This window comes from Lysobacter antibioticus HS124, from assembly GCF_000336385.2.
Taxonomy (GTDB): Bacteria; Pseudomonadota; Gammaproteobacteria; order Xanthomonadales; family Xanthomonadaceae; genus Lysobacter; species Lysobacter firmicutimachus.
On the sequence record NZ_HG424516.1, the window covers coordinates 52,486 to 76,425 of the forward strand.

The following is a 23,940-nucleotide window of genomic DNA, read 5'->3' on the forward strand; positions in this document are numbered from 1 at the left end:
AGTCCGGCGGCGGCGTCGAGCGCGCTCTCGCGACGCAACGCGTAGACGTCGTTGATCAGGCCGGCGCCGGCGGCGACCGCGGCGCGCATCACCTCCGGCTTAGAGGTGTCGATGCTGATCGGCAGCGGGGTTTCGCGCGCCAGCCGCTCGATTACCGGGATCGTGCGCCGCAATTCCTCCTCGACCGACACCTCGCCGGCGCCCGGCCGGGTCGACTCGCCGCCGACATCGAGGAGGTCGGCCCCCTCCTCCGCCAGGCGCAGCGCATGCGCCACCGCCGCCTCGACCGAATCGTGCGCCCCGCCGTCGGAGAACGAATCCGGCGTGACGTTGACGATGCCCATCACCCGCGGGCGATCGAGCTTGAGCGGGCGGCCGTTGCAGTCGAGGATCGGGGAGAGGTCGAACATGGGATTGGGGATTGGGGATTGGGGATTGGGGATTGGGGATTGGGCGAGAGTGTTCGTCCCTTCGGAGCTTACGCAAGCCCTCCCCAGCTTTCACCTGCACTCCAGAACCACGCCTGCCTGCTTCCGCCCATGCTCCCCAAAAACCCCAACCCCGTCCAAAAACAAACGGCGTCCGGTTGCCCGGACGCCGTCTGCTTCAAGGTTTTGTTTTGGGGTTTGGCTACTGACGAATCCCCAATCCCGAATCCCCCATCCCGGCCGATCAGGTCTGCGCCGCCGGCCCGCCGATCGCGCCCGGACGGTTGTCGTCCTTCGGCGGCGGCAGCTTGCCGGCCTTGGCCCAGTCGGCCGGCGGGCCCGGTTCGCGGCCGGCCATGATGTCGTCGATCTGGGTCGCGTCGATGGTTTCGTACTGCAGCAGCGCTTCGGCCATCACGTGCAGCTTGTCGAGGTTGTCCTTGAGGATCTGCGAGGTGCGGCCGTAAGCCTTGTCGAGGATGCCGCGCACGACTTCGTCGATCCGGCGCGCGGTCTCGTTGGACACGTTCTTGTGCTGGGTGACCGAACGGCCGAGGAAGACTTCGTCCTCTTCTTCTCCGTAGGCGATCGGGCCCATCTCGTCGCTCAGGCCCCACTTGGTGACCATGTTGCGGGCCATCTTGGTCGCGCGCTCGATGTCGTTGGACGCGCCGGTGGTGACCTTGTCGACGCCGAAGATCAGCTCTTCGGCGACGCGTCCGCCGTACAGCGAGCACAGCTGCGATTCGATCGCGACCCGGTTCATCGAGTACTTGTCGCCTTCCGGCAGGTACATGGTCACGCCCAGGGCGCGGCCGCGCGGGATGATAGTGACCTTGTAGACCGGGTCGTGCTCGGGAACGATGCGACCGACGATGGCGTGGCCGGCCTCGTGGTAGGCGGTCAGCTTCTTCTCGTCCTCGCTCATCGCCATCGAGCGCCGCTCGGCGCCCATCAGGATCTTGTCTCGCGCCTTGTCGAAGTGCTCCATGCGCACGTCCTTGGCGTTCTCGCGCGCGGCGAACAGAGCCGCCTCGTTGCACAGGTTGGCCAGGTCGGCGCCGGAGAAGCCCGGGGTGCCGCGGGCGATGGTCATGGGCTCGACGTCGTCGTGCAGCGGCAGCTTGCGCATGTGCACGCGCAGGATCTGCTCGCGGCCCTTCACGTCCGGCAGGCCGACCACCACCTGGCGGTCGAAGCGGCCCGGGCGCAGCAGCGCCGGGTCGAGCACGTCGGGACGGTTGGTCGCGGCGATCACGATCACGCCTTCGCCGCCCTCGAAGCCGTCCATCTCGACCAGCAGTTGGTTCAGGGTCTGCTCGCGCTCGTCGTGGCCGCCGCCCAGGCCGGCGCCGCGATGGCGGCCGACCGCGTCGATTTCGTCGATGAAGATGATGCAGGGCGCGTGCTTCTTGGCCTGCTCGAACATGTCGCGCACGCGGCTGGCGCCGACGCCGACGAACATTTCGACGAAGTCGGAACCGGAGATCGAGAAGAACGGCACCTTGGCTTCGCCGGCGATGGCGCGGGCGAGCAGGGTCTTGCCGGTGCCCGGCGGGCCGACCATCAGCACGCCGCGCGGGATCTTGCCGCCGAGCTTCTGGAACTTGGACGGGTCGCGCAGGAACTCGACCAGCTCGCCCACTTCTTCCTTGGCCTCGTCGCAGCCGGCGACGTCGGCCAGGGTCACCTTGACCTGGTCCTCGCCCTGCAGCTTGGCGCGCGAACGGCCGAAGCTCATCGCGCCCTTGCTGCCGCCCTGCTGCATCTGGCGCATGAAGTACACCCAGATGCCGATGAACAGCAGCCACGGCAGCACGTTGACCAGGATCATGATCAGCGAGGGGCTGCTCGACGGCGGCGTCTGCTCGGTGACGACCTTATGGTTGATCAGGTCGTTGATCAGGTAGGGGTCGCGCGTGCTGTAGGTGGTGAACTTGGTGTCGTCCTTGCGCGTGCCGGTGATCGTGGTGCCGTCGTCGGAGATCTTCACTTCCTTGATCTTGTCCGACTGGACCTGGCTGATGAACTGGTCGTAGGCCAGCACGTCGGTGCCCGGGGTCCGCGGGCCGAACGCCTGGAACACCACCATCAGCACGACGGCGACGATCACCCAAAGCAGCAGATTCTTGGCCAAATCGTTCATTTAATTCCTACCCTGCGGCCCCGCAGGGCCTCGTGTCCTCCGACGCCTCGTGCGCCGGCGGGTACCGCCAGATTGCCCAGATTGTCACACCGGCGCGCGGCCGGCACCTGCCGTCATGCGGCGGTTGCGCGCTTGCCCTGCGCCAATGCGTACACCTCCGGCGACCGCTTGCGCGAGGCCGCCGGCTTGCGGATCGAGACCTTGGCGTAGCGTCGGCGCAGTTCGCGCACGTATTCGTCGAAGCCGACGCCCTGGAACAGCTTGATCAGGAACGTGCCGTCGACTTTCAGGTGCCGGTCGGCGAAATCCATCGCCAGCTCCGAAAGGTGCATCGCCCGCGGCAGGGCCACCGCATCCACACCGCTCATATTGGGGGCCATGTCGGACAGCACAAGGTCCACTGCCTGCCCGCCCAGGGTGGCTTCCAACTGCGATAACACCGCATCCTCCCTGAAATCGCCATGAAGGAACTCGACCCCGGCCAGACCGGGCATGTCGAGGATGTCCAGGGCGATGATCCGGCCCGGCTGCTTCGGATTCAGCCGGTCCAACTCCTGCCGGACCCACTGCGACCAGCCGCCCGGGGCGGCGCCGAGGTCGACCACCACCATGCCCGGCCGCAGCAGGCGGTCGCGCTCGACCAGTTCCTCCAGCTTGTAGGCCGCGCGCGAGCGCAGGCCCTCGGCCTTGGCCTTCTTCACGAAGGGGTCGGAGAAGTGCTCTTTGAGCCAGCGATGGCTGGATTTGCTGCGGGTCGCCATGGGCGGGCGGCCGTCCCGGTGGGGTTTGGGGGCGCCATGATACCCTGAGCGACCTTTCTACTCCGTTCGTGTGACCCGATGCCGACCCTGCTGACCTCCGCCCAGACCCGTTTCCTGCGCGGACAGGCCCACGATCTCAAGGCCATGCTCCAGGTCGGCGGCAAGGGGGTGACGGACGCGCTGATCGCCGAAATCGACCTGGCGCTGGAACATCACGAGCTGATCAAGGTCAAGGTCGGCGCCGAAGACCGCGAGGCCCGCGACTCACTCATCGCTGAGATCGCCGACCGCACCGGCTCGGCTCTGGTCCAGCGCATCGGCCACACCGCCGTGCTCTACCGCCCGAGCAAGGACAAGCGCCAGATCGTGCTGCCGCGGGCCTGAACGGCCGGGATTGGGGAGTGGGGATTCGGGATTCGCCACGCGGCCCAGCCTCACCTGTCGCCTCACCCGCGCCCCTGCTTTGACCGAATCCCAACTCCCGAATCCCCGCCCCCATGCTCCTGTCACTCGAAACCCCCGACCACGAGTTCTTCCTGCGCGGGGCCGACGGCCGGGTCGCGCTGGTCAACGACCGCCGGATCGAGCGCAGCTTCGTGCTGGCGCCGAACCGGCTGATCGAGGATTGGGCAGTCGGCGACGTGCGCACGCTGAGCATCGACGACCTCGCCCCCCTGCTCGAGCTGCAGCCGGAGCTGATCGTGCTCGGCTGCGGCGCCAGCCAGGCATTCCCGCCGCCGGCCACCCTGGCCGCCTGCCTGGGCCGCGGGATCGGCGTGGAAAGCATGACCAACGCCGCCGCCGCGCGGACCTTCAACGTGCTCGCCGGCGAAGGCCGGCGGGTGGTCGCCGGCTTCGTCCTCGGCCAGTGAGCCCGGAATGCCCCAGGGACGCCGGGGATTAAGCCCGCTTAATCCCTCCCGTTCCTGGGGCGCGTCCAACGGCCACAGGGGCCTCCGGACCAGCGCACTGCTGGCGGCTCTGGCCGTCGCCGCCCTGCCCTTGCTGCTGCAACGCGACCGCAGCGACACGCCCGAACAGCGCTATCAGGCCTGGCTGTCCCGAGGCCATGCCGAGCAGGCCGAGGCCTACCGCCGCTATCTGCGCGCGCAGCGGGTCGACGACGTGCTGCCGCTGCGCCAGTCGCCGCGCAGCGGCCGGCATTGGCGCCGCTGCGGGGCGGCCGAATTCGTCGTACCGCCTAAACAGTTGTGGGCGGCCACGGTGCCGAGCCTGCGCCTGATCCGCGAGCTGCGCGCGCAAGGCTGGTTGAACGGGGCGACAGTGGAATCGGCCTATCGCGACGAGGCCTTCAACCACTGCGAAGGCGGCGCCCGGCTGAGCCGCCATCGCCATGGCGGCGCCTACGATTTCGACCTCGCCGCCGACGTACCGGTACAGGCGCTGTGCGCATTCTGGCGCCGCCGCGGCGCGGCCACCGGTTTCGGCCTGGGCTTCTACGACCGCCGCCATATCCACGTCGACACCGCCGGTTTCCGCACCTGGGGCGAGGACTTCAGCCGCAAGACCTCGCTGTGCCGAGGGTCGGCCCGGGGTGGCCCCGCCGTGCCGCGGACGCTATGACCGACCGCACTCGGCCGCGGCCGGCGGCCGCGCATGGAGGCGCACGATGGATCCGTCCCCCGCCGCTAGCGACGACCGCGTGCCCCTGGACCCGCGCGTTCGACCCGCCTCCGCCGCGGCCATGAACGGTCGGGCGACACGGGCGCGATGTTCCTGCCGTCTGACCAGGCCGCGCGGCGAAAGGGATGCCGGGATCATGCGCGCTTGATCCTTACGTCCTTGCTCACTTCGCCGGCAGGTACAGCAGCGGATCGACCGGCTTGGCGTTGTAGCGGACCTCGAAGTGCAGCATGTCGCGCGCGGCGCCGCTGCGGCCCATCTCGGCGATCTGCTCGCCGGACTTGACCACCTGGCCTTCGTTGACCAGGCGTTTGCGGTTGTGGCCGTAGGCCGACAGCCATTGTTCGTTGTGCTTGACGATGACCAGTTCGCCGTAGCCGACCAGGCCGGTGCCGGAGTACACCACCACGCCGTCGGCCGCCGCGCGCACCGGCGCGCCGCTGGCGCCGCCGATGTCGATGCCCTGCTTGGTCGGTTCGTTGGCGACGTAGCGACCCAGCAGCGGGCCGTCGGCCGGCCAGCGCCAGCGGATGCCGCTGTTGACCGGCGCCGCAGGCACCGGTGCCGGTGCCGTGCGCGGCGGCGTGCCGGTCGAAGCGGAGGAGGAACCCGAACCGCCGGACGGCGCGCGGCCGCCGGGCGGATACAGGCGCAGGCGCTGGCCCGGATAGAGGTTGTACGGCGCCGACAGGCCGTTCCAGGCGGCCAGATCGCTCATCGCGATGCCGTGGTTGGTGGCGATGCGGTACAGGCCTTCGCCGCGCTGCACGGTGACGGTAGCGCCGTACTTCGGCGTCGACGGGCGCGGCGCCGGGCGCGAGGCCGGCGGGCGCGCGCCGGGGCGGCTGGAACCGCCGCGCGAGGGTTCGCGGACGACCGTGCTCGAACAACCGATCAGGACGAGCGAGGCCAGTACGCAGGCGGCCATCGCCAGGGTCGGGGTTCGGGTCGTCTCGCTCATGCTCTTCCTCTTGCTGCGCCTGGGTTCGCGCGCACTCGTTCCTGATTGCGGCCGCCGGCGACAGTGTCGCGTCCGGCGCGGCTTAGTGTTGTGAACGCCAGATCAGCCAGGCCACTGCCGCGGCCACCAACACGGTGGCGATCCAGCCGATCGGCTCGATATAGCGCCGCAGCGCCGCCTCGGCGCGCTCGCCGCCGATCCGGATCGCCAGCGCCAGCAGGTACACGCGCTTGCCGCGGCCGATCAGCATGCTCAGCACGTATTGCAGCATAGGCACGCCGACGATGCCCGACGCCCAGGTGAACACCTTCATCGGAATCGGCATGAAGCCGCCGAGCACCAGGAAGAAGAACACCGCCCACGGCGACTCGGCCATCTTGGCCTGGACGGTAGCGATGCCCGACTCGATCGCCGGCAGCATGCCCAGCGCGGCGAACATCGGCTTGAGCGCCTCGAAAGCGTAGTGGCCGAGGAAATAACCGACCAGGGCGCCGGCCATCGAGCCGATCAGGCTCAGGGTCGCGAACCAGAATGCCCGCCTGGGCTGGGCCACCGACATCGGCGCCAGCATGACCTCGGGCATGACCGGGAAAATGATCGCCTCGACGAAGCTCAGGCCGGTCAGGTAGGCCGGCGCGTGGCGATGGCGGGCCCAGGCGATGGTGCGCTCGTAGAGCGGTCCGAAGATCTTCAATGCCATGTGGGGTCGGCTGCGGGGGTCAGTCGATCATGCCCGACAGCAGCGGCACGAACACCACCGGCGCGAGCGAGGTTTGGCTGAGGTTGCCGTCGGCGTCCTTGCGCAACTGCAACAGCGATTGCGACGACGCCGCGCCGACCGGCGCGATCAGGGTGCCGCCGGGGGCGAGTTGTTCGGTCAGCGCGTCGACCAGGGCCGGTGCGGCGGCGGTGACGATGATCGCGTCGAAGGGGCCGTTTTCGGGCCAGCCGATGCGGCCGTCGTCGTGCTTGCTGCGCACGTTCAGGCCGAGCTGGCGGAAGCGCTTGCGCGCGGTGCGCAACAGCTCGCCGATGCGCTCGACGGTATGCACTTCCAGCCCCAGTGCGGCCAGAATCGCGGCCTGATAGCCGGAGCCGGTGCCGATCTCCAGCACCTTGGCCGGCACCCGTTCGGCCAGCAGGGCCTCGGTCATCTTCGCCACCACCCAGGGCTGGGAAATGGTCTGGCCGTGGCCGATCGGCAGCGCGGTGTCCTCGTAGGCGCGCATCGCCAGGGCTTCGTCGACGAACAGGTGGCGCGGCACGGTGCGGATCGCGTTGAGCACGCGCTCGTCGCGGATGCCGGCCTCGCGCAGGCGCTCGACCAGGCGGTCGCGCACGCGCTGCGAGGTCAGGCCGCTGCCGATCGCCTCGGGCTGCAGGCGCATGCGCTGGATCATGCCGCCGGCTCCGCGGCCGCGCCCGGCTCGAGCGCGGCGGCCAGGCCGCCGACCCAGCTGGCGACCTGTTCCAGGGCCTGGTAGCGGGTCAGGTCGACATGAATCGGGGTGATCGAGATGTTGCCGGTACGCACGGCATGAAAATCGGTGCCCGGGCCGGCATCGGCCTCGGGACCGGCGGCGCCGATCCACCACCACTGGCGGCCGCGCGGGTCCTGCTGCGGAATGCAGGCCTCGGCGCGATGGCGGTTGCCGAGCCGGGTGACCTCGAAGCCGGCGATCTCGCTCCAGGGCAGATCCGGCACGTTCACGTTGAGGATGGTGTCGGCGGGCAGCGGATCGGTGCGCAGGCGGGCGATGATCTCGACCGCGGCGCGGGCGGCGGTTTCGTAATGCCGGCCGACGTGGTCGACGGTGACCAGCGACATCGCCACCGCCGGCAGGCCGAGGAAGCGGCCTTCCATCGCCGCGGCGACGGTACCGGAATAGATCACGTCGTCGCCGAGGTTGGCGGTGTTGTTGATCCCGGAGACGACGATGTCCGGCTCGGCCTCGAGCATGCCGGTGATCGCCACGTGCACGCAGTCGGTGGGCGTGCCGTAGACGCGCCAGGTCGCCTCGTCGACTTTGTTCACGCGCACCGGCATGTCCAGGGTCAGCGAGTTGCTGGCGCCGGAGCGGTCGCGGTCGGGGGCGACCACCAGCACTTCGTGACCGGCATCGCGCAATCCCTGGGCCAGGACGCGAATGCCCGGGGCGTCGACGCCGTCGTCGTTGCTGACCAATACGCGCATGGGGATTCCGCGGTGAAAGGCCGAATCATACCCGATCCGGCACGGGGCCCGGCCGGCCATTGGGCGGTAAGATGACCGCCGTACGGTCTGAATGCAGGGCAAGGCATGCAGTACTGGGAACATATCGAGCGCGTGTTCCGCGCCCGATCGCTGGACGACGTGAAGTCGGCGACGAGCGCCTATACCAAGGCGCTCGGGTTTCAGCATCATGGCTATGCGATGAAACTGCAGGAGCCCTCGCTCCTGCCCGGCCTCGCCGCGGTCCCCGGCAACGATTTCTTCTACTTCGAGGATTTCGCCAGCGACTGGTCCAAGACCTACCCCGCGCTGGCCGCGCCGCAGGCCGAACGCGCCGATCCGCGCATCATCCAGTCGCGCGAAGGGCTGCCGGCGGCGTCGTGGAACGCGCGCGGCGAGACCAGTTACGAGCTGCGGCCGCGCGTGTACCTGATGCAGCGCACCCGCCGCACCCTGCAGATGGCCGGCGAGCACGGCCTGCGCGGCGGCATCACCGTACCGAGCTGGTCGCCGGGCATGCGCTGGTCGTTCATGACCTTCACCCACACCGCGCTGTTCGACCCGCGCGAGATGCTGCCGACCGTGGCCTCGGCGGTGTATTTCGTCAATTGCATGCAGGCCGCGCTGGACCGCCTGCTGCGTCAGCGCCAGCCGTTGCCGACCCTGAGCGAACGCGAGCGCGAGGTGCTGCGCTGGTCGGCGGTCGGCAAGACCTCGTGGGAGATCTCGATGATCCTGCGGATCAGCGAGCGCACAGTGAACTTCCACCTGCAGCAGGCCTCGCGCAAGCTCGGCGTCAAGGGCCGCCGCGCGGCCTGCGCGCGCGCGGTCGCGCTGGGGCTGATCACGTTGTGAAACCGCAGGCACACCGGGTGTCGAGCGGCGCTCGACCCTTGCCTGCCTTTTGGCGACCTGTCTGTTCTGACAGGCGCGGCGACGGCGGCGGTGCGACGCGTGTTGAACTGTGCCCATGCGGTGTCGCAGACGCAGCGGCGCTGAAGAGCGCCAGGGGGCTGGCCGGCGCGCACCGCGCGCAGGTTTTCCCCGGTGCCGGCCCGATACCGACGGGCCGCAGGTCCCAAGGACGGGCCGGGGCTTTTATCCTGTGGCCATGATGCCGCCTCCCGACCGCCCCGCCGACGACGATTCCGACGATGCCGCCCTGTTCCGGGCCGCGATCGGCGATGTCCGGCGCCTGCCCGACGCCGCGCCGCCGCCGGCCGGGCCGAAGCCGCGGCCGCGCGCGCGCATGGCCGAGCGCGACGAGGCGCAGGCGCGCGAGGAATTCCGTCACGCCCTGGAAGACAGCCTGCTGGAAGCCGGCGACGCGCTCAGCTACCGCCGCGACGAACTGCCGCCGCGGGTGTTCGCGCGGCTGCGCCGCGGCGAGATCTCGGCCCAGGAGGAACTGGACCTGCACGGCAGCGACGTGCGCGAGGCCGAGCAACTGCTGCGCGCGTTCCTGCACGACGCGCGCGAACACGGCCTGGGCTGCGTGCGCCTGATCCACGGCAAGGGCCGCAGCGGCAGCGGCGGCGATTACGTCGACAGCCGCGGCGTGCCGGTGCTGAAGAACCTGGTCGACCGCATGCTGCGCCAGCGCGCGGACATACTGGCGTTCCATTCGGCGCCGCCCGCGCAAGGCGGCACCGGCGCGGTGCTGGTGCTGCTGGCGCCGCGCCGGCGTTGAAAGGGACGAAGGGAGTCGAGCGCGCTAGACGGCTCCGTCCCGCGCATTCATTCGTCCTGGACGGACTCGCGCTGCGGCGGATTGACCCAGACCACATCGATGCCGCGGTTGCGGGCGATGCGCTCGATGGTGGCGATATAGCGCTCGTCGCGCGACATCGACGATTCGGCGCGCGGCGCGCTGGCCGGCTCGACATAGCTGCTCTTGGTCTGGGTGCCGGCGCAGGCGGCCAGGCCCAGGATCGACAACGACAGGACGGCGACACGCACGGTAGCGTTCATGACCAGGCTCCCTGACGCGGTGGAGTCCGGTCCCGGTACGCCCGGCGGCCGGACGGCAACCGGCCCGTGCCGGCTGTCAATTCCGGCTTATACGCCGGCCGGACCGGGGTTCCAGTGCCATCGGCTGCAAACCGACGAGCGGTCGGCCGCAGGGTCGCAACGGTGCGCCGCGCTCAGCCCGCGGCGCCGGAATGCAGTTCGCCGAGTTCGGCCAGGACCACCGTGGCGTAGGCGCCCGCGGGCAGCGCGAAGCTCACTTCCAGCGCACCGTCTTCGCGCCAGCGCCAGCTCAGCGCGTCCGGCCGCAGGCGCAGCGCGCGCCGCTCCTGTTCCAGACCGGCCGCTTCCAGCCCCGCGCGCAAGGCCAGCGCCTGCGCGTCGTCGAGCGCGCCCGACTCCAGCGCGGCCACTTCGTCGCGGCTGCGCAGGGGGCCGCGCCCCCACAGGGGGCCGCTGGGGTGGATGTCGAACGCGGCCAGCCGTCGTGCGAGATCGTCGCTCCACGGTTCCGGCCCGAACACGCTGCGGCTGCCGGCCAGCGCCCAGACCTCGCCGTCCAGCGGCGTGCCGTCGCGCAGGCCGCTCCAGCTGCGGTCCGACACCCGCGCGGCCAGCACGCGATTGAACAGTTCCGAACGCGCCGCCGACAGCAGCAGGCTGCGCTGTTCGCGCCGCACCCGGCGCCCGCCGAACATCGCCAGCGCATTGGCGACGTTGTCGCCGTCGCGGCCGAAGCGCTGTTCGCCGAAATAGTTCGGCACGCCCTGTTCGGCGATCCGGCGCAGCCGGGCCTCGATCGCCTCGCGCTCGCCGGCCGGCTCGCGCAGGGTCAGCACGAAACGGTTGCCGGCCAGCGCGCCGCGCGGCAGCTTCTTGGCGTGCCATTGGCTGTCGAGCACGCGCAGTTCGTCGCTTTGCAGCGCGTCCAGCTCCGGCGCGACCCGCTTGGGCAGGTGCACGCTGAATCGCTGCACGGTCACGGCGTGGCGGTCCTTGAGCCCGGCGTAGCCGATCGCGACCTCGCCGACGCCGGCCCAGGCCGCGAGGCGCTTGGCGGCGAAGGCGGTGTTCATGCCGCGCTTCTCGATGGTCAGCAACAAGTGCTCGCCGCTGCCGCTGGCGGCGAAGCCGGGCAGCTCCTCGACCCGGAAATCCTCCGGTCGCGCGCGCAGGCGCGCACGCAGCACCGCCGCGCCGTGGGCGCGCGGCAACAACGGTTCCTGAGCCGGGCGATCCGCCCCCGGCGCGTCCTGGGTGTCGTGCTCGCTCATGCCACGACCAACAGGCACACCGCCATCGCCGCGATGCCCTCGCGGCGGCCGGTGAAGCCCAACTGCTCGGTGGTGGTGGCCTTGACGCTGACCGCGTCGACCGCGATGCCCAGGTCGGCGGCGATGGCCTCGCGCATCGCCTGCGCGTGCGGACCGACCTTGGGCCGTTCGCAGACCACGGTGACGTCGGCGTTGCCGACCCGATAGCCGCGCTCGCCGATCAGCGCATTGCAGTGGCGCAGGAACTGGCGGCTGTCGGCGCCGCGCCAGCGCTCGTCGCTGGGCGGAAAATGCCGACCGATGTCGCCCAGCGCGAGCGCGCCGAGCATGGCGTCGCACAGCGCGTGCAGGACCACGTCGCCGTCGGAATGGGCGAGCACGCCGCGATCGTGCGGCACGCGCACGCCGCCGAGCATGACGTGGTCGCCGGCGCCGAAGGCGTGCACGTCGTAGCCTTGGCCGATGCGGATGTTCATGAATGAGTCCGGAGAAAAAGACGGAAGCTAGCGTATAGGAGTCGGGCGTCGGCGAAAGCGGGAGCGACTGCGCGCGGGCCGCTTCCGCCAACCTGCGACAGCGATCGGCCGATCGCTAGGCGCCCAGCAGGTACTCGGCCAAAGCCAGATCCGCCGGCGTGGTCACCTTGAGATTGTCCTCGCGTCCCTCGACCAGGCGCGGACGCAGGCCGATGCGCTCCATCGCCGAGGCCTCGTCGGTGACCACGACGCCGGCGGCGGCCGCTTCGGCCAGGGCCGCGGTCAGCGCGCCGCGGCGGAAGGCCTGCGGGGTGAACGCGCGCCACAGGCCGTCGCGCGGTTCGGTGGCGAGGATGCGGCCGTCGCCGGCGCGCTTGAGGGTATCGCGCAGCGGCGCGCCGAGGATGGCGCCGGCGGGGTCGGCCTCGGCCGCTGCGATCAGCGCGTCGAGGTCGGCGCGGCGCAGGTTCGGTCGCGCCGCGTCGTGGACCAGCACCAGGGTGTCGTCGCCGGCGTGCCCGGGCAAGGCGCGCAAGCCGGCCAGTACCGAGTCGGCGCGCTCGCCGCCGCCGATGCAGCGCAGCACCGGCTTGCCGAGCAATTCGCTCCAGCCCGGCCACAGCGCATCGTCGGCCGACAGCGCGACCATCGCTCCGCTCACGCGCGGATGCGCGAGCAGGGCAGCCAGGGCATGCTCGATCAACGGCTTGCCGGCGGCGTGCAGGTATTGCTTCGGGATCGGGCCGCCGAAACGCTGACCGCGCCCCGCGGCGGGAAGAACGGCCCAGATCATGCGCTCGCTCGCCAAGAATCGGTACGGATGAATGCCGCCACCGGCCTCACCGCGCCGGCGCGGGCGGTTGCGGTTCCGGCGCCGCCGGCGGCAACTCGGTCGGCGGTTCGTCGACCTGCTCTTCCAGGCTAGGCTCGGCGGCGTCGGCCGAATCGGCTGCCGCCCCGCTCTGCATCGCGCTGACGGCCGCGGCCGCGTTCGGCCCCGGCGCCTGCGGCTTGGCCTCGACCACGCGGTAGAAGGTTTCGCCGGGCTTGATCATGCCCAGCTCGCTGCGCGCACGCTCCTCGACCGCCGCCTCGCCGGACTTGAGGTCCTCGACTTCGGCGGCGAGGGCGTCGTTGCGCTGCTGCAGGCCCTGGTTTTCGCGGGTCTGGCCATCGACCTGGGCCTGCAGCGCGGCGACGCTGCCGCCGCGCCCGTCGCCGGCCCACCACAGCCGGTACTGCAGGAGGGCGAGCAGCGCCAGCAGCGCCACCACCGAGACCCGCACCCAGCGCATGCCTCCGCCTCCCGTCGCGATCAGCGGCGCAGCGACACGAACGCGTCGCGGCCGGCGTAGCGGGCGGCCGCGCCGAGCTGCTCTTCGATGCGCAGCAGCTGGTTGTACTTGGCGACGCGGTCGCTGCGGCACAACGAGCCGGTCTTGATCTGGGTCGCGGTGGTGGCGACCGAGATGTCGGCGATGGTGGTGTCCTCGGTTTCGCCGGAACGGTGCGAGACCACGGCCGCGTACTTGGCGGCGTCGGCCATCGCGATCGCTTCCAGGGTCTCGGTCAGGGTGCCGATCTGGTTGACCTTGATCAGGATGGCGTTGGCCACGCGCTGGTCGATGCCTTCCTTGAAGATCTTCGGGTTGGTCACGAACAGATCGTCGCCGACCAACTGCACCTTGTTGCCGATCTTCTCGGTCAGCAGCTTCCAGCCCGCCCAATCGTCCTCGGCCATGCCGTCTTCGATGGTCACGATCGGGTACTGCGCGGCCCAGTTGGCCAGGAAATCGACGAACTGCTCGCTGGTCAGGCGCTTGCCCTCGCCCACCAGGTGGTACTTGCCGTTGTCGAAGAATTCGGTGGAGGCGACGTCGAGGCCGAGCAGGATGTCCTCGCCGGCCTTGTAGCCGGCCTTGCCGATCGCCTCGAGGATGGTTTCCAGCGCTTCCTCGTTGCTGCGCAGGTCGGGGGCGAAACCGCCCTCGTCGCCGACCGCGGTGCTGAGGCCGCGGCCCTTGAGCACCGACTTCAGCGCATGGAACACCTCGGCGCCGGCGCGTAGCGCCTCGGCGAAATTGCTCACGCCCACCGGCAGGATCATGAACTCCTGCAGGTCGACGTTGTTGTCGGCGTGGGCGCCGCCGTTGATGATGTTCATCATCGGCACCGGCAGCACCGGCGCGCGGTCGCCGGCCAGCGACTTCCACAGCGGCAGCTTCTTCGAAGCGGCCAGCGCATGCGCATTGGCCATCGACACGCCGAGCAGCGCGTTGGCGCCGAGGCGGGCCTTGTTCTCGGTGCCGTCGAGGTCGATCATGCGCTTGTCCAGCGCGGCCTGATCGCCCGCGTCCATGCCCTTCAGGGCCTGGGCGATGACGGTGTTGACGTTCTCCACCGCCCTGCGCACGCCCTTGCCCAGGTAACGGGTCTTGTCGCCGTCGCGCAGCTCGATCGCCTCCTTGCTGCCGGTCGAGGCGCCGGACGGGACCATCGCGCGGCCGAAACTGCCGTCGGCGAGGGTGACTTCGGCTTCCAGGGTCGGGTTGCCGCGGCTGTCGAGGATTTCGCGGGCGTGGATCTGGGTGATCGTGGTCATGTCGAAGGGGTCAGGGAGGGGTGAGAAGTGGTGTTGGCCAGGCCAACGATAGCCGAGATCGCGGCGCGCGCCTGAGGGCTGTTGCCCCAGCAACTGGCGCGCAGCATACCGGCGACTTCGGCGCAGATGCGCGCCGGGTCGGCCCCGGAGAGGTCGTTCAGCGAGCCGTAGCCCGACTGTTCCAGGCGCGCGATCACGGTTTCGCCGACGCCTTTGAGGGCGAGCAGACGCTGGCGTTCGAACTCGGAAAAGGCCATCGGCGCCGGGTCGGGCATCAGAAATCCTGCTCCAGGAACCCGTTCTTCTTGGTGATCCGGTCCAGCTCGACCAGGGTCTCCAGCAGGCCGCGCATCTTCGGCAGCGGCACCGCATTGGGGCCGTCGGACAAGGCTTCCGCCGGGCGCGGATGGGTTTCCATGAACACGCCGGAGACGCCGACCGCGATCGCCGCGCGCGCCAGCACCGGGACGAATTCGCGCTGGCCGCCGGACTTGCCGTCCATGCCGCCGGGCAACTGCACCGAATGGGTCGCGTCGAACACTACCGGGCAGCCGGTGTCGCGCATCACCGCCAGCGAGCGCATGTCGCTGACCAGGTTGTTGTAGCCGAAGCTGGCGCCGCGTTCGCAGGCCATGATCTGCTGGTTGCCGGTGGCCTGGGCCTTGGCGGTGACGTGCTTCATTTCCCACGGCGACAGGAACTGGCCCTTCTTGATGTTCACCGGCTTGCCGGCGCGGGCCACGTTCTGGATGAAATCGGTCTGCCGGCACAGGAAGGCCGGGGTCTGCAGTACGTCGACCACCGAGGCGACCTCGGCCATCGGCGTGTACTCGTGCACGTCGGTCAGCACCGGCACGCCGATCTGGCGCTTGACCTCGGCCAGCACCTTCAAGCCCTCTTCCAGGCCGGGGCCGCGGAAGCTGGTGGCCGAGGTGCGGTTGGCCTTGTCGAAGCTGGACTTGAAGATGAACGGAATGCCCAGCGCGGAGGTGATCTCCTTGAGCTGGCCGGCGACGTCGAGCTGCAACTGCATCGATTCGATCACGCAGGGACCGGCGATCAGGAAGAACGGCTGGTCCAGGCCTACGTCAAAACCGCAGAGTTTCATGCTTGAGTTCCGGTTGCGTTCGTGGGTCGATCAGATGGCGGCCGAAGCCGGCGCCGGCAAGGCCGGCGCATGCGTCGCGCCGGCCGTCGTTCACGGCGGACTTACTGCTTGACCTCGCGCAGCAGCTTGCCGCCGGCCTTGGCTTCGCGCGCGGCGCGGACGAAGCCGACGAACAGCGGGTGGCCGTCGCGCGGAGTGGAGAGGAACTCCGGGTGCGCCTGGCAGGCCAGGAACCACGGGTGCGCGCTGCGCGGCAGCTCGACCATCTCCACCAGCAGGTCGTCCATCGACTTGGCCGAAATGACCAGGCCGGCGTCCTCCAGCTGGGTGCGGTAGCGGTTGTTGAACTCGTAGCGGTGGCGGTGACGCTCGCCGACCACGTCCTTGCCGTACAGCTCGCGCGCCAGGGTGCCGGGCTTGATCCGCTGGTCCTGCAGGCCCAGGCGCATGGTGCCGCCGAGGTCGCTGGCTTCGCTGCGGCGTTCGATCTCGCCGCTGGCGGTGCGCCATTCGGTGATCAGGCCGATCACCGGGTGCGGGCTGTTCTTGTCGTTCTCGGTGCTGTTGGCGTTGTCCAGGCCGACCACGTGGCGCGCGTAATCCACCACCGCCGCCTGCATGCCGTAGCAGATGCCGAAGTACGGCACCTGGTGTTCGCGCGCGTACTGGGCGGTGGCGACCTTGCCTTCGAAGCCGCGGTCGCCGAAGCCGCCGGGCACCAGGATGCCGTCCACGCCCTGCAGCGAGCCGACGCCGTCGCGCTCGATCTCGCTGGATTCCAACCACTTCAGGTTGACCTTGGTGCGCTGGCGCAGACCGCCGTGCTTGAGCGCCTCGGCCAGCGACTTGTAGGCGTCCTGATGGTCGATGTACTTGCCGACCACCGCGATGGTGACCTCGTCGACCGGATGGGTGCTGGCGTCGACGACTTCGTTCCACTCGCTCAGGTCGGCCGGGCCGGCCTGGATGCGCAGGCGGTCGAGGACGATCGCGTCCAGGCCCTGCTCGTGGAACCACTGCGGCAGCTTGTAGATGTTGTCCAGGTCGACGGCGGAGATGACCGCCTTCTCCGGCACGTTGGTGAACAGCGCGATCTTGCGCCGCTCGCTGTCGGGCAGCGGCTGCTCGCTGCGGCACAGCAGCACGTCGGGCTGGATGCCGATCGAGCGCAGTTCCTTGACCGAGTGCTGGGTCGGCTTGGTCTTGAGTTCGCCGGCGGCGGCGATGAACGGCACCAGGGTCAGGTGCATGAACAACGCGTGCTCCGGGCCGCGCTCGGTGCGCAGCTGGCGGATCGCCTCCAGGAACGGCAGCGACTCGATGTCGCCGACGGTGCCGCCGATCTCGACCAGGGCGACGTCGTAGCCTTCGGTGGCCTCGACGATGCAGCGCTTGATCTCGTCGGTGATGTGCGGGATCACCTGCACGGTGCCGCCGAGGTAGTCGCCGCGGCGCTCCTTGCGGATCACGTTCTCGTAGATCCGGCCGGTGGTGATCGAATTCTTGCGGCTGAGCCGGGTGCGCAGGTAGCGCTCGTAGTGCCCCAGGTCCAGGTCGGTCTCGGCGCCGTCGTCGGTGACGTAGACTTCGCCGTGCTGGAACGGGCTCATCGTGCCCGGGTCGACGTTGATGTAGGGGTCGAGCTTCATCATCGTCACGCGCAGCCCGCGCGCTTCGAGGATGGCCGCCAACGAGGCCGCCGCGATGCCCTTGCCAAGCGAGGACACCACGCCGCCGGTGACGAAGATCAGGGGAGTCATGGATTTTGCAGCCGCTGGAAAGCCGTAGTTTACCGACAGTCGGGTGAAGCCGCACGGCTTGACAGTGCGCACGGACCGTTCCAGACCCCGCAAGTCCCGCCGCAAGTCCTTGTCGGGCGGGGCATTTGCGGTCAGGCGCGGATCGCCCGGGCCGGCCCCGGGGGGCGCGGGCTCAGGCGAAGCGGGCGCCGCGCGCGGCCAGCAGTTCGCGCAGGATCGAGCGATGGCAGTGCGATTCGTCCTCGCAATAGCAACCGACCGAGACCTCGCTGGCCTGCGACAGCGCCGCCAGCAGTGCCAGCGCGTGCGCCGCCTCCGGTGCGGCCATCTCGGCCTTGTACTTGCGCACGAAGGCGTTCCACTGCGCCGGCGTGGCCGCGGCCTGGGCCTGTTTCATCGTCTCCAGGCTCGGCGCCAGGTTCGGGAACCAGACGTCGTACCAGTCCCGGGACGCGAACTCGCTTTTGGGCACCCCGCGCGGCGGCCGCCGCACGGTGCCGATGCGCAGGCCCTCGCCGGGCAGGCGCGGGCTGCCGAGTCTGACGATGCGCAGTGCCATCGGGGCTCTCCTGGCCGGGCGAGGTTCCGGCGTTCGCGGGCGCGGCGGCGCACGCGTCCCCGGAAACATAGCCCAGGGCAGCTGCGCCGGCCAACGCGGCGCGGGGGCCGGATCCGGGCCGCGCCGGTCAACCGACCGGCCGCAAAGAAAACGCCCCGGCAGGGCCGGGGCGTCGCAGGGGTTCGAACGGGCCGGCGGGCGCCGGCGGCCGCTGCGATCAGCGGTCGCCCTCTTCTTCCGGCTCGACGCCGCGGTCGCCGGACTTCTGACGCTTCTCGGCCTCGGCCTTCTTCTTGGCTTCCGCCTTCTTCGCGTCCTCGGCCTTCTTGGCCTCTTCGGCCTTCTTGTCGGCCTGCGGATCCTGCTGCGCGAACGCGGTCGGCGCGACCAGAGCGAACAGCGCGGCAGCGATGGCGGTGGGGAGCAGCAGCTTGCGGATCTTCATGGGGTGACTCCGTACGGATGGGGAACGGCCGGTTGGGAGCGGCGCCCGGGGCGCCCCGGCTCCCGGGCCGGACGGTCGTCGCGCCGCATCCTGCGGCGTCGGGCGAACCCTAGTCCCGCCTGCCTCGCTCGCGCCTGAACGGCCGTGCCCGGCAGGGGGACCCGAAGTCAGCATGGGGGTGCCGCCGGCCCGGTTCAAGCCACCGGCCGACCGCGGCGGGCGCCGGCGACGATCTCAATAGCGCGAACTGAACATCGCCGTGACCGAATGCATCGCCGTGCGCCAGCGCGCCAGCAGGGCGTCGTCGGCGCGCTCGTCGTACTCGCCGATCGCCAGCAGCAGGCTGTCGATCCAGTACGGGTACAGCGCGGGCGGCACCGGCGTGCGGCCCTGGCGCGAATGCACATCGGCCATTTGCTCGCAGGTGCGCTTGACCACGGCGCTGCCGGCCGCATGGAAGATCGCCACGCTGATGCCGCGGCGCAGGGCCAGGCGCTGCTTCTGGAAATCGGTGCGTTCGAACATCGGCGCCACGTCGGGGTGGCTGGCCATGAAGATCTCGTAGAAGCGTTCGATGAAACCCTTGCGGATGAGGCAGCGGCCGTAGCTCTGCTGCAGATCGAAATACTGGTCCTGGGTGGACACCCTGCCCTCCTGTGGCGCGGAAAGAAACGGCGCGCAGGATGGCAGCGCCGGCGCGGGCCCGGCTTGCGCCAGATCAATCCGCGGCGCGAAGGCGCCGGTCCGTGCGCCCAGCCGTGGCCCAGGTCTCAACCGGCGAGACGGCGACAGGCGTGAATATCGCCCGCGGCCGGCGCGGCTTGACCCGGCAGGCCCCGGTCGCCATGCTCGCTGCGCCCCGCGCCGGGCCCGCCCGATGCGCGGCCGTCACCCGCCGATGGCAAGATGGCCGCCGCCCGGCCCGCTCCGCCGGCGCGCCGCTCCTGCGGCGCCGGCGCGGACGCCACTCCTTACTACCGATGCAGGTTTCATGAGCAGTCGTTACAACGCCGCAGACATCGAAGTCCTTTCCGGCCTGGACCCGGTCAAGCGCCGGCCCGGCATGTACACCGACACCGCGCGCCCCAACCACCTGGCGCAGGAAGTCATCGACAACGCCGTCGACGAAGCGCTGGCCGGCCACGCCCGCAGCATCGAGGTGACCCTGTACGCCGACGGCAGCTGCGAAGTGGCCGACGACGGCCGCGGCATGCCGGTCGACATCCATCCGGAGGAGAAAGTCCCCGGCGTGGAACTGATCCTGACCCGCCTGCACGCCGGCGGTAAGTTCAGCAACAAGAACTACACCTTCTCCGGCGGCCTGCACGGCGTCGGCGTCAGCGTGGTCAATGCCCTGTCCAAGCTGGTGGAAGTGCACATCAAGCGCGAGGGCAGCGAATACCGCATGACCTTCCGCGACGGCGACCGCGCCACGCCGCTGGAGGTGGTCGGCACGGTCGGCAAGAAGAACACCGGCACGCGGGTGCGCTTCTGGCCGGATGCGAAGTATTTCGACACGCCCAAGTTCGCCCTGCGCGCGATCAAGCACGTGCTGCGCGCCAAGGCGGTGCTGTGCCCGGGCCTGAACGTCAAGCTGTTCGACGAAGCCAGCGGCGAACGCCTGGAGTGGTACTACGAGGACGGCCTGCGCGACTACCTGTCGGGCGAACTGCGCGAAGGCCAGGCCCAGCGCGAGCTGCTGCCGCCGGATCTGTTCGTCGGCCAACTGAAAAAGGACACCGAAGTCGTCGACTGGGCGGTGGCCTGGGTGCCGGACGGCGAACTGGTCCAGGAAAGCTACGTCAACCTGATCCCGACCGCTCAGCACGGCACCCACGTCAACGGCCTGCGCACCGGCTTCACCGACGCGCTGCGCGAGTTCTGCGACTTCCGCAACCTGCTGCCGCGCGGGGTCAAGCTGGCGCCGGAGGACGTCTGGGACCGGGTCGCCTTCGTGCTCAGCATCAAGATGACCGACCCGCAGTTCAGCGGCCAGACCAAGGAACGCCTGTCCTCTCGCCAGGCCGCCGGCTTCGTCGAGGGCGCCGCCCACGATGCCTTCTCGCTGTGGCTGAACCAGCACACCGAACTGGGCGAGAAGATCGCCCAGCTGGCGATCGAGCGCGCCGCCGCGCGCCTGAAGACCGAAAAGCAGATCGTCCGCAAGAAGGTCACCCAGGGCCCGGCCCTGCCCGGCAAGCTCGCCGACTGCACCTCGCAGGATCTCTCGCGCACCGAGCTGTTCCTGGTCGAAGGCGACTCGGCCGGCGGCAGCGCGCGCCAGGCCCGCGACAAGGACTTCCAGGCGATCCTGCCGTTGCGCGGCAAGATCCTCAACACCTGGGAAGTCGCCTCCGGCAGCGTGCTCGGCTCGCAGGAAGTGCACGACCTGGCGGTGGCGATCGGCTGCGACCCCGGCAAGGAAGACATCGCCGGCCTGCGCTACGGCAAGGTCGTGATCCTGGCCGACGCCGACTCCGACGGGCTGCACATCGCCACCCTGCTCAGCGCCCTGTTCCTGCGCCACTTCCCGGCCCTGGTCGCGGCCGGCCACATCTTCGTGGCGATGCCGCCGCTGTTCCGCGTCGACGTGGGCAAGCAGGTGTTCTATGCGCTGGACGAAGAGGAAAAGCGCATCCTGCTGGAGAAGATCGAGCGCGAGAAGATCCGCGGCGCGGTCAACGTCACCCGCTTCAAGGGCCTGGGCGAGATGAACGCCGCGCAGCTGCGCGAGTCGACCATCCATCCCGACACCCGCCGCCTGGTCCAGCTGACCGTCGACGACAACGCCCAGACCCATTCGCTGATGGACATGCTGCTGGCCAAGAAGCGCGCCGGCGACCGCAAGCAGTGGCTGGAGACCAAGGGCGACCTGGCCACGCTGGAGGTCTGAGTTCCGCCTGCGGACTGCGCTCCGCCGCGACGACGCAAGCGCCGCCTCCGGGCGGCGCTTCGTTTTTGCAACACCTCTGCGGTCCGGCGCTCACGCCGCCGTGCGCCGGGATAAGGCATGCTGGGCGCGTCGATACCGGCCCGGAGATCGATATGAACGGACGCTGCCGCATCGCCCGCCGCGCCGCGCGCGGTCCCCGTCGCGGAGGACGCGGCCATGGCGGTTGAACGCCTGCACCTCCCCTTCCGCCTCAACATGCACATGCCGCCTGCGGCGCAGACCCGTTTGTTCGGGATTCTGGCCTGGTGCGCGCTGCTGCTCGGCCCGCTGCTGTCGTGGATGCTGGTGTTCGCTTTCACCAGCGACGATCAATGCGGCAGTTGGGACCTGCGCTGCACCGGCCAGGCGATTCTGTGCACCGCCGCCTGCTGGCTGTTCGGCAGCCTGTCGGCGATCGCCGCGCTGTTCCGCCACGAACCGCACGACACCGCGGTGCCGGCGCTGGGATTGAACCTGGTCGCCCTGGCGGGGTTGATCGGCGCGATCGTGCTGATCTCCAAGTTCGGCTGAGCCGGCCGCAGCGCGCCGTATCCTTCACTCCGCCGCTGCGGCGCTGAGCGCGCGCCTGAGCGAAGGCGCGAACGCGGCCGGCCGGCAGCGGCCGAGCCTGACCTTCGGTGTGCCGTGCCAGCGCGCGCATTCGTCGATCGCTGCGGCGACGTCTTCGGCCAGGCGCTCGGACGGTTCGACGCCGCCCTCCAGGTACAAGGCCTTGACCTCGAACTCGCCGGCGGCGCGATGCGCCTTGGCGTCCAGGCGCCCGACCAGGCGGCCGCCGGCCAGGATCGGCAGGACGAAATAGCCGTAGCGCCGCTTGGGCTCGGGGACGTAGCACTCCAGGGTGTAGTCGAAGCCGAACAGCTCGCTGGCGCGTTCGCGGTCCCAAACCACCGGGTCGAACGGCGACAGCACGGTGGCGCGGGTCGGGCGCAGGCGCCCGGCCGCGGCCTGCGCCAGCGCCGGCGCGTGCGCGGGGTGCACGTAGCCCGGCGCGCTCCAGCCCTGCACCTGGACCCGCAGCAGCGCGCCTTCGGCGACCAGCGGCTCGAGATCGGCGTCGCGCAGGCGCGGCTTGATGCGGAAGTAATCGGCGATCCAGCGCGCCTGGGCGATGCCCAGCGCCTGCACCGAGCGCAGCACGGTGTCGCGGCGCACGATTTCCGGCTCGATCCGCGCCGTGTCCCAGTCCGCCACCGCCACGCCGGCCACGCGCTCGGCCAGGTCGTAGACGCGATGGAAGTTCTCGCGCCGCGCGACCATCAGCTCGCCCAGGGCGAAGCCGGCTTCGAGCCAGCGTTTCTCGTCTTTCCAGCCCCACCAGCCGCCGCCGGCGTCCTCGCGCTCGAAGTCGGAGGACTTGACCGGGCCCCGCTCGCGGATGTGCTGCAGCAGGCGGTCGATGTGCGCGCCGTTCCTGTCGCGGTGGCTGCGCGCGTTGCGGATCGCCCAGTGATGCTCGCGCTGCGGCAGCGCGTTGCGGTGCAGGATGTAGTCGCGCATCGAGGCGAAGCAGGCCTCGTGCGCCCAAACCTCGAAGATCGCGCGCTCGGCCAGCAGTTCTTCCAGCCACTGCCGCGGGTAGTCGCCCAGGCGCGAGAACAGCACCAGATAGGGGCTGCGCGCGACCACGTGGATGGTGTCGATCTGCAGCAGCTGCATGCGCTCGATCGCCGCCACCAGGTCGGCCTTGCGCGCGCGCCGGCGCGGCCGCGCCAGCAGCCCCTGTGCGGCCAGGTGCAGCGCGCGCGCCTGCGCCGGGCGCAGCGGCGCCGTCGGGGTCAGATCCATGGCGTCGCGTCCATGCCGCCGCTCCCGCGGCTCATGCCGCCTGCGATTCCAGCGCGGCGCGCAGCAGCGCCTGCAGCAGCGGCTGCAGGCGCGCGGCCTTGGCTTCGTCGTAGGCGAAGCTGTCCTCGTCCATGTAGTTGCGCTGGCTCAGCTCCAGCTGCACCGCCTGCACGCCGATCTCCGGATCGCCGTAATGGCGGGTGATGTAACCGCCCTTGAAGCGGCCGTTGGCGACCCAGTCGTAATCGGTTTGCGCGCCGAGCGCGCGCTCCAGGCGCATCTGCAACTCGGGCAGGCAGCTCTTGCCGGCGGCGGTGCCGAGGTTGAGGTCGGGCAGTCGGCCTTCGAACAGGAACGGCAGTTCGCCGCGGATCGAATGGCCTTCCCACAACACCGCGCGGCCGTGCTCGCCGCGGATGCGGTCGAGCTCGGCGACGAGCGTGTCGTGGTATGGCCGCCAGTACCGCTCGACCCGTTCGGCGACCTCTTCTGGCTGCGGCGCCTGTCCGTCCCGATACACCGCCTCGCCGCTGAACTGCACCGCCGGGCACAGCCCGGTGGTGTTCTGGCCCGGGTACAGCGAGGTGTCGTCCGGCGGGCGGTTCAGGTCGACCACGTAGCGCGAGTAATGCGGCACCAGGATCGAAGCGCCGAGCTCGCGCGCGAACGCATACAGCCGCGAGACGTGCCAGTCGGTGTCCGGCGCGCGCCGCGCGGACTCGACCATGCGCGCGGCGATCGGCTCGGGAATGCGCGAACCGTCGTGCGGCAGGCTGATCAGCAAGGGCGCCGTGCCGCGGTGCAGTCGGAACACGGGCTCGGTCGGCGGCGGTACGGTGACGGCGTTCATGCGAT

The 23,940-nt window shown here is 70.1% G+C and carries 27 protein-coding genes and 1 pseudogene; 7 read left to right on the forward strand and 21 right to left on the reverse strand.

Translation table 11 applies throughout. The annotated features are described in order from the left end of the window. The 3 genes from TX83_RS23935 to rlmE form a co-directional block, all read right to left on the reverse strand. Positions 1 to 410 (reverse strand): dihydropteroate synthase (locus TX83_RS23935; protein ID WP_261370137.1); only part of this gene is annotated, 410 nt, incomplete at its 3' end. Between the two features lie 262 nt (positions 411 to 672). After that, on the reverse strand, positions 673 to 2,574 hold the full coding sequence (ftsH, locus tag TX83_RS14085) for an ATP-dependent zinc metalloprotease FtsH (protein WP_064748602.1): 1,902 nt from the start codon (positions 2,572 to 2,574) through the stop codon (positions 673 to 675). Positions 2,575 to 2,687: 113 nt separating this feature from the next. After that, on the reverse strand, positions 2,688 to 3,335 hold the full coding sequence (gene rlmE / locus TX83_RS14090) for a 23S rRNA (uridine(2552)-2'-O)-methyltransferase RlmE (RefSeq protein ID WP_064748603.1): 648 nt from the start codon (positions 3,333 to 3,335) through the stop codon (positions 2,688 to 2,690). Between the two features lie 78 nt (positions 3,336 to 3,413). Here rlmE and yhbY point away from each other — a divergent pair, with 78 nt between their 5' ends. From yhbY to TX83_RS14105, 3 genes are all read left to right on the forward strand, one after another. Next, positions 3,414 to 3,719, forward strand: coding sequence for a ribosome assembly RNA-binding protein YhbY (yhbY, locus tag TX83_RS14095; RefSeq protein WP_064748604.1), 306 nt, complete (start codon positions 3,414 to 3,416; stop codon positions 3,717 to 3,719). A gap of 113 nt (positions 3,720 to 3,832) precedes the next feature. After that, complete coding sequence (locus TX83_RS14100) at positions 3,833 to 4,207, forward strand: Mth938-like domain-containing protein (RefSeq protein ID WP_064748605.1); 375 nt, start codon at positions 3,833 to 3,835, stop codon at positions 4,205 to 4,207. A 130-nt stretch (positions 4,208 to 4,337) separates the two neighbouring features. Next, complete coding sequence (locus TX83_RS14105; protein WP_064748606.1) at positions 4,338 to 4,919, forward strand: D-Ala-D-Ala carboxypeptidase family metallohydrolase; 582 nt, start codon at positions 4,338 to 4,340, stop codon at positions 4,917 to 4,919. 223 nt (positions 4,920 to 5,142) lie between these two features. Here TX83_RS14105 and TX83_RS14110 read toward each other — a convergent pair whose 3' ends face one another. The 4 genes from TX83_RS14110 to surE all read right to left on the reverse strand — a co-directional run bounded on the left by TX83_RS14110 (position 5,143) and on the right by surE (position 8,134). After that, entirely contained in the window at positions 5,143 to 5,940 is a 798-nt protein-coding gene (locus TX83_RS14110) for a peptidoglycan DD-metalloendopeptidase family protein (RefSeq protein ID WP_064748607.1), read from the reverse strand. Between the two features lie 82 nt (positions 5,941 to 6,022). After that, the gene (locus TX83_RS14115; RefSeq protein WP_064748635.1) at positions 6,023 to 6,634 is read right to left on the reverse strand and encodes a YqaA family protein; all 612 of its coding nucleotides are present in this window, start codon (positions 6,632 to 6,634) and stop codon (positions 6,023 to 6,025) included. A gap of 25 nt (positions 6,635 to 6,659) precedes the next feature. Continuing rightward, positions 6,660 to 7,340: a protein-L-isoaspartate(D-aspartate) O-methyltransferase gene (locus TX83_RS14120; RefSeq protein ID WP_064748608.1), complete on the reverse strand. Its 681-nt coding sequence runs from the start codon at positions 7,338 to 7,340 to the stop codon at positions 6,660 to 6,662. Beyond that, positions 7,337 to 8,134, reverse strand: coding sequence for a 5'/3'-nucleotidase SurE (surE, locus tag TX83_RS14125; RefSeq protein ID WP_064748609.1), 798 nt, complete (start codon positions 8,132 to 8,134; stop codon positions 7,337 to 7,339). The genes TX83_RS14120 and surE overlap by 4 nt, the downstream gene beginning before the upstream one ends. A gap of 105 nt (positions 8,135 to 8,239) precedes the next feature. Between surE and TX83_RS24095 the strand changes: the two genes are divergently transcribed. Together TX83_RS24095 and TX83_RS14135 are read left to right on the forward strand one after the other, a co-directional pair. Next, positions 8,240 to 9,007 carry a helix-turn-helix transcriptional regulator gene (locus TX83_RS24095; protein WP_064748610.1) on the forward strand — a complete coding sequence of 256 codons (768 nt, stop codon included), beginning with the start codon at positions 8,240 to 8,242 and terminating at the stop codon, positions 9,005 to 9,007. Positions 9,008 to 9,263: 256 nt separating this feature from the next. Continuing rightward, on the forward strand, positions 9,264 to 9,842 hold the full coding sequence (locus tag TX83_RS14135) for a Smr/MutS family protein (RefSeq protein ID WP_079248232.1): 579 nt from the start codon (positions 9,264 to 9,266) through the stop codon (positions 9,840 to 9,842). A gap of 47 nt (positions 9,843 to 9,889) precedes the next feature. Here TX83_RS14135 and TX83_RS14140 read toward each other — a convergent pair whose 3' ends face one another. The 12 genes and pseudogenes from TX83_RS14140 to TX83_RS14195 form a co-directional block, all read right to left on the reverse strand. Next, positions 9,890 to 10,123, reverse strand: coding sequence for a hypothetical protein (locus TX83_RS14140; protein WP_064748611.1), 234 nt, complete (start codon positions 10,121 to 10,123; stop codon positions 9,890 to 9,892). A gap of 173 nt (positions 10,124 to 10,296) precedes the next feature. Next, positions 10,297 to 11,394 (reverse strand): tRNA pseudouridine(13) synthase TruD, encoded by a 1,098-nt coding sequence (truD, locus tag TX83_RS14145; RefSeq protein ID WP_064748612.1) that lies wholly within the window; start codon positions 11,392 to 11,394, stop codon positions 10,297 to 10,299. Continuing rightward, positions 11,391 to 11,870, reverse strand: a complete 480-nt coding sequence (gene ispF / locus TX83_RS14150) for a 2-C-methyl-D-erythritol 2,4-cyclodiphosphate synthase (RefSeq protein ID WP_064748613.1) — start codon at positions 11,868 to 11,870, stop codon at positions 11,391 to 11,393. Before ispF ends, truD begins: the two co-directional genes overlap by 4 nt. 115 nt (positions 11,871 to 11,985) lie before the next feature. Then, positions 11,986 to 12,663: a 2-C-methyl-D-erythritol 4-phosphate cytidylyltransferase gene (gene ispD / locus TX83_RS14155; RefSeq protein ID WP_064748614.1), complete on the reverse strand. Its 678-nt coding sequence runs from the start codon at positions 12,661 to 12,663 to the stop codon at positions 11,986 to 11,988. A gap of 142 nt (positions 12,664 to 12,805) precedes the next feature. Continuing rightward, positions 12,806 to 13,165 (reverse strand): annotated as a pseudogene (gene ftsB, locus TX83_RS14160) (cell division protein FtsB); the annotation flags it as partial. A gap of 20 nt (positions 13,166 to 13,185) precedes the next feature. Continuing rightward, complete coding sequence (gene eno / locus TX83_RS14165) at positions 13,186 to 14,472, reverse strand: phosphopyruvate hydratase (protein ID WP_064748615.1); 1,287 nt, start codon at positions 14,470 to 14,472, stop codon at positions 13,186 to 13,188. After that, positions 14,469 to 14,747, reverse strand: coding sequence for a helix-hairpin-helix domain-containing protein (locus TX83_RS14170; RefSeq protein WP_261370138.1), 279 nt, complete (start codon positions 14,745 to 14,747; stop codon positions 14,469 to 14,471). Before TX83_RS14170 ends, eno begins: the two co-directional genes overlap by 4 nt. Then, on the reverse strand, positions 14,747 to 15,580 hold the full coding sequence (gene kdsA / locus TX83_RS14175) for a 3-deoxy-8-phosphooctulonate synthase (RefSeq protein WP_064748616.1): 834 nt from the start codon (positions 15,578 to 15,580) through the stop codon (positions 14,747 to 14,749). The genes TX83_RS14170 and kdsA overlap by 1 nt, the downstream gene beginning before the upstream one ends. Before the next feature lie 101 nt (positions 15,581 to 15,681). After that, positions 15,682 to 17,340, reverse strand: a complete 1,659-nt coding sequence (locus TX83_RS14180; RefSeq protein ID WP_064748617.1) for a CTP synthase — start codon at positions 17,338 to 17,340, stop codon at positions 15,682 to 15,684. A 172-nt stretch (positions 17,341 to 17,512) separates the two neighbouring features. Beyond that, positions 17,513 to 17,899, reverse strand: coding sequence for a DUF488 domain-containing protein (locus TX83_RS14185; RefSeq protein ID WP_064748618.1), 387 nt, complete (start codon positions 17,897 to 17,899; stop codon positions 17,513 to 17,515). Between the two features lie 217 nt (positions 17,900 to 18,116). Beyond that, the gene (locus TX83_RS23370) at positions 18,117 to 18,344 is read right to left on the reverse strand and encodes a hypothetical protein (protein ID WP_064748619.1); all 228 of its coding nucleotides are present in this window, start codon (positions 18,342 to 18,344) and stop codon (positions 18,117 to 18,119) included. 234 nt (positions 18,345 to 18,578) lie between these two features. Beyond that, positions 18,579 to 18,989: a globin gene (locus TX83_RS14195; RefSeq protein WP_064748620.1), complete on the reverse strand. Its 411-nt coding sequence runs from the start codon at positions 18,987 to 18,989 to the stop codon at positions 18,579 to 18,581. 346 nt (positions 18,990 to 19,335) lie between these two features. Between TX83_RS14195 and parE the strand changes: the two genes are divergently transcribed. Both parE and TX83_RS14205 read left to right on the forward strand, forming a co-directional pair. Further along, positions 19,336 to 21,237 carry a DNA topoisomerase IV subunit B gene (gene parE / locus TX83_RS14200; protein ID WP_064748621.1) on the forward strand — a complete coding sequence of 634 codons (1,902 nt, stop codon included), beginning with the start codon at positions 19,336 to 19,338 and terminating at the stop codon, positions 21,235 to 21,237. Positions 21,238 to 21,453: 216 nt separating this feature from the next. Further along, positions 21,454 to 21,807 (forward strand): hypothetical protein, encoded by a 354-nt coding sequence (locus TX83_RS14205; RefSeq protein ID WP_141233511.1) that lies wholly within the window; start codon positions 21,454 to 21,456, stop codon positions 21,805 to 21,807. Positions 21,808 to 21,831: 24 nt separating this feature from the next. Here TX83_RS14205 and TX83_RS14210 read toward each other — a convergent pair whose 3' ends face one another. Together TX83_RS14210 and hutG are read right to left on the reverse strand one after the other, a co-directional pair. After that, on the reverse strand, positions 21,832 to 23,085 hold the full coding sequence (locus tag TX83_RS14210) for a winged helix-turn-helix domain-containing protein (RefSeq protein ID WP_064748623.1): 1,254 nt from the start codon (positions 23,083 to 23,085) through the stop codon (positions 21,832 to 21,834). A gap of 31 nt (positions 23,086 to 23,116) precedes the next feature. Further along, positions 23,117 to 23,935, reverse strand: coding sequence for an N-formylglutamate deformylase (hutG, locus tag TX83_RS14215; protein WP_064748624.1), 819 nt, complete (start codon positions 23,933 to 23,935; stop codon positions 23,117 to 23,119). Positions 23,936 to 23,940: the final 5 nt, after the last annotated feature.

Excerpts from the sequence above, each read along its gene's own strand:
- ftsH (WP_064748602.1), bottom strand. The coding sequence starts at position 2,574 with ATGAACGATTTGGCCAAGAATCTGCTGCTTTGGGTGATCGTCGCCGTC.
- rlmE (WP_064748603.1), bottom strand. The coding sequence starts at position 3,335 with ATGGCGACCCGCAGCAAATCCAGCCATCGCTGGCTCAAAGAGCACTTC.
- yhbY (WP_064748604.1), top strand. The coding sequence starts at position 3,414 with ATGCCGACCCTGCTGACCTCCGCCCAGACCCGTTTCCTGCGCGGACAG.
- TX83_RS14100 (WP_064748605.1), top strand. The coding sequence starts at position 3,833 with ATGCTCCTGTCACTCGAAACCCCCGACCACGAGTTCTTCCTGCGCGGG.
- TX83_RS14110 (WP_064748607.1), bottom strand. The coding sequence starts at position 5,940 with ATGAGCGAGACGACCCGAACCCCGACCCTGGCGATGGCCGCCTGCGTA.
- TX83_RS14120 (WP_064748608.1), bottom strand. The coding sequence starts at position 7,340 with ATGATCCAGCGCATGCGCCTGCAGCCCGAGGCGATCGGCAGCGGCCTG.
- surE (WP_064748609.1), bottom strand. The coding sequence starts at position 8,134 with ATGCGCGTATTGGTCAGCAACGACGACGGCGTCGACGCCCCGGGCATT.
- TX83_RS24095 (WP_064748610.1), top strand. The coding sequence starts at position 8,240 with ATGCAGTACTGGGAACATATCGAGCGCGTGTTCCGCGCCCGATCGCTG.
- TX83_RS14135 (WP_079248232.1), top strand. The coding sequence starts at position 9,264 with ATGATGCCGCCTCCCGACCGCCCCGCCGACGACGATTCCGACGATGCC.
- TX83_RS14140 (WP_064748611.1), bottom strand. The coding sequence starts at position 10,123 with ATGAACGCTACCGTGCGTGTCGCCGTCCTGTCGTTGTCGATCCTGGGC.
- truD (WP_064748612.1), bottom strand. The coding sequence starts at position 11,394 with ATGAGCGAGCACGACACCCAGGACGCGCCGGGGGCGGATCGCCCGGCT.
- ispF (WP_064748613.1), bottom strand. The coding sequence starts at position 11,870 with ATGAACATCCGCATCGGCCAAGGCTACGACGTGCACGCCTTCGGCGCC.
- ispD (WP_064748614.1), bottom strand. The coding sequence starts at position 12,663 with ATGATCTGGGCCGTTCTTCCCGCCGCGGGGCGCGGTCAGCGTTTCGGC.
- eno (WP_064748615.1), bottom strand. The coding sequence starts at position 14,472 with ATGACCACGATCACCCAGATCCACGCCCGCGAAATCCTCGACAGCCGC.
- TX83_RS14170 (WP_261370138.1), bottom strand. The coding sequence starts at position 14,747 with ATGCCCGACCCGGCGCCGATGGCCTTTTCCGAGTTCGAACGCCAGCGT.
- kdsA (WP_064748616.1), bottom strand. The coding sequence starts at position 15,580 with ATGAAACTCTGCGGTTTTGACGTAGGCCTGGACCAGCCGTTCTTCCTG.
- TX83_RS14180 (WP_064748617.1), bottom strand. The coding sequence starts at position 17,340 with ATGACTCCCCTGATCTTCGTCACCGGCGGCGTGGTGTCCTCGCTTGGC.
- TX83_RS14185 (WP_064748618.1), bottom strand. The coding sequence starts at position 17,899 with ATGGCACTGCGCATCGTCAGACTCGGCAGCCCGCGCCTGCCCGGCGAG.
- TX83_RS23370 (WP_064748619.1), bottom strand. The coding sequence starts at position 18,344 with ATGAAGATCCGCAAGCTGCTGCTCCCCACCGCCATCGCTGCCGCGCTG.
- parE (WP_064748621.1), top strand. The coding sequence starts at position 19,336 with ATGAGCAGTCGTTACAACGCCGCAGACATCGAAGTCCTTTCCGGCCTG.
- TX83_RS14205 (WP_141233511.1), top strand. The coding sequence starts at position 21,454 with ATGGCGGTTGAACGCCTGCACCTCCCCTTCCGCCTCAACATGCACATG.
- TX83_RS14210 (WP_064748623.1), bottom strand. The coding sequence starts at position 23,085 with ATGGATCTGACCCCGACGGCGCCGCTGCGCCCGGCGCAGGCGCGCGCG.
- hutG (WP_064748624.1), bottom strand. The coding sequence starts at position 23,935 with ATGAACGCCGTCACCGTACCGCCGCCGACCGAGCCCGTGTTCCGACTG.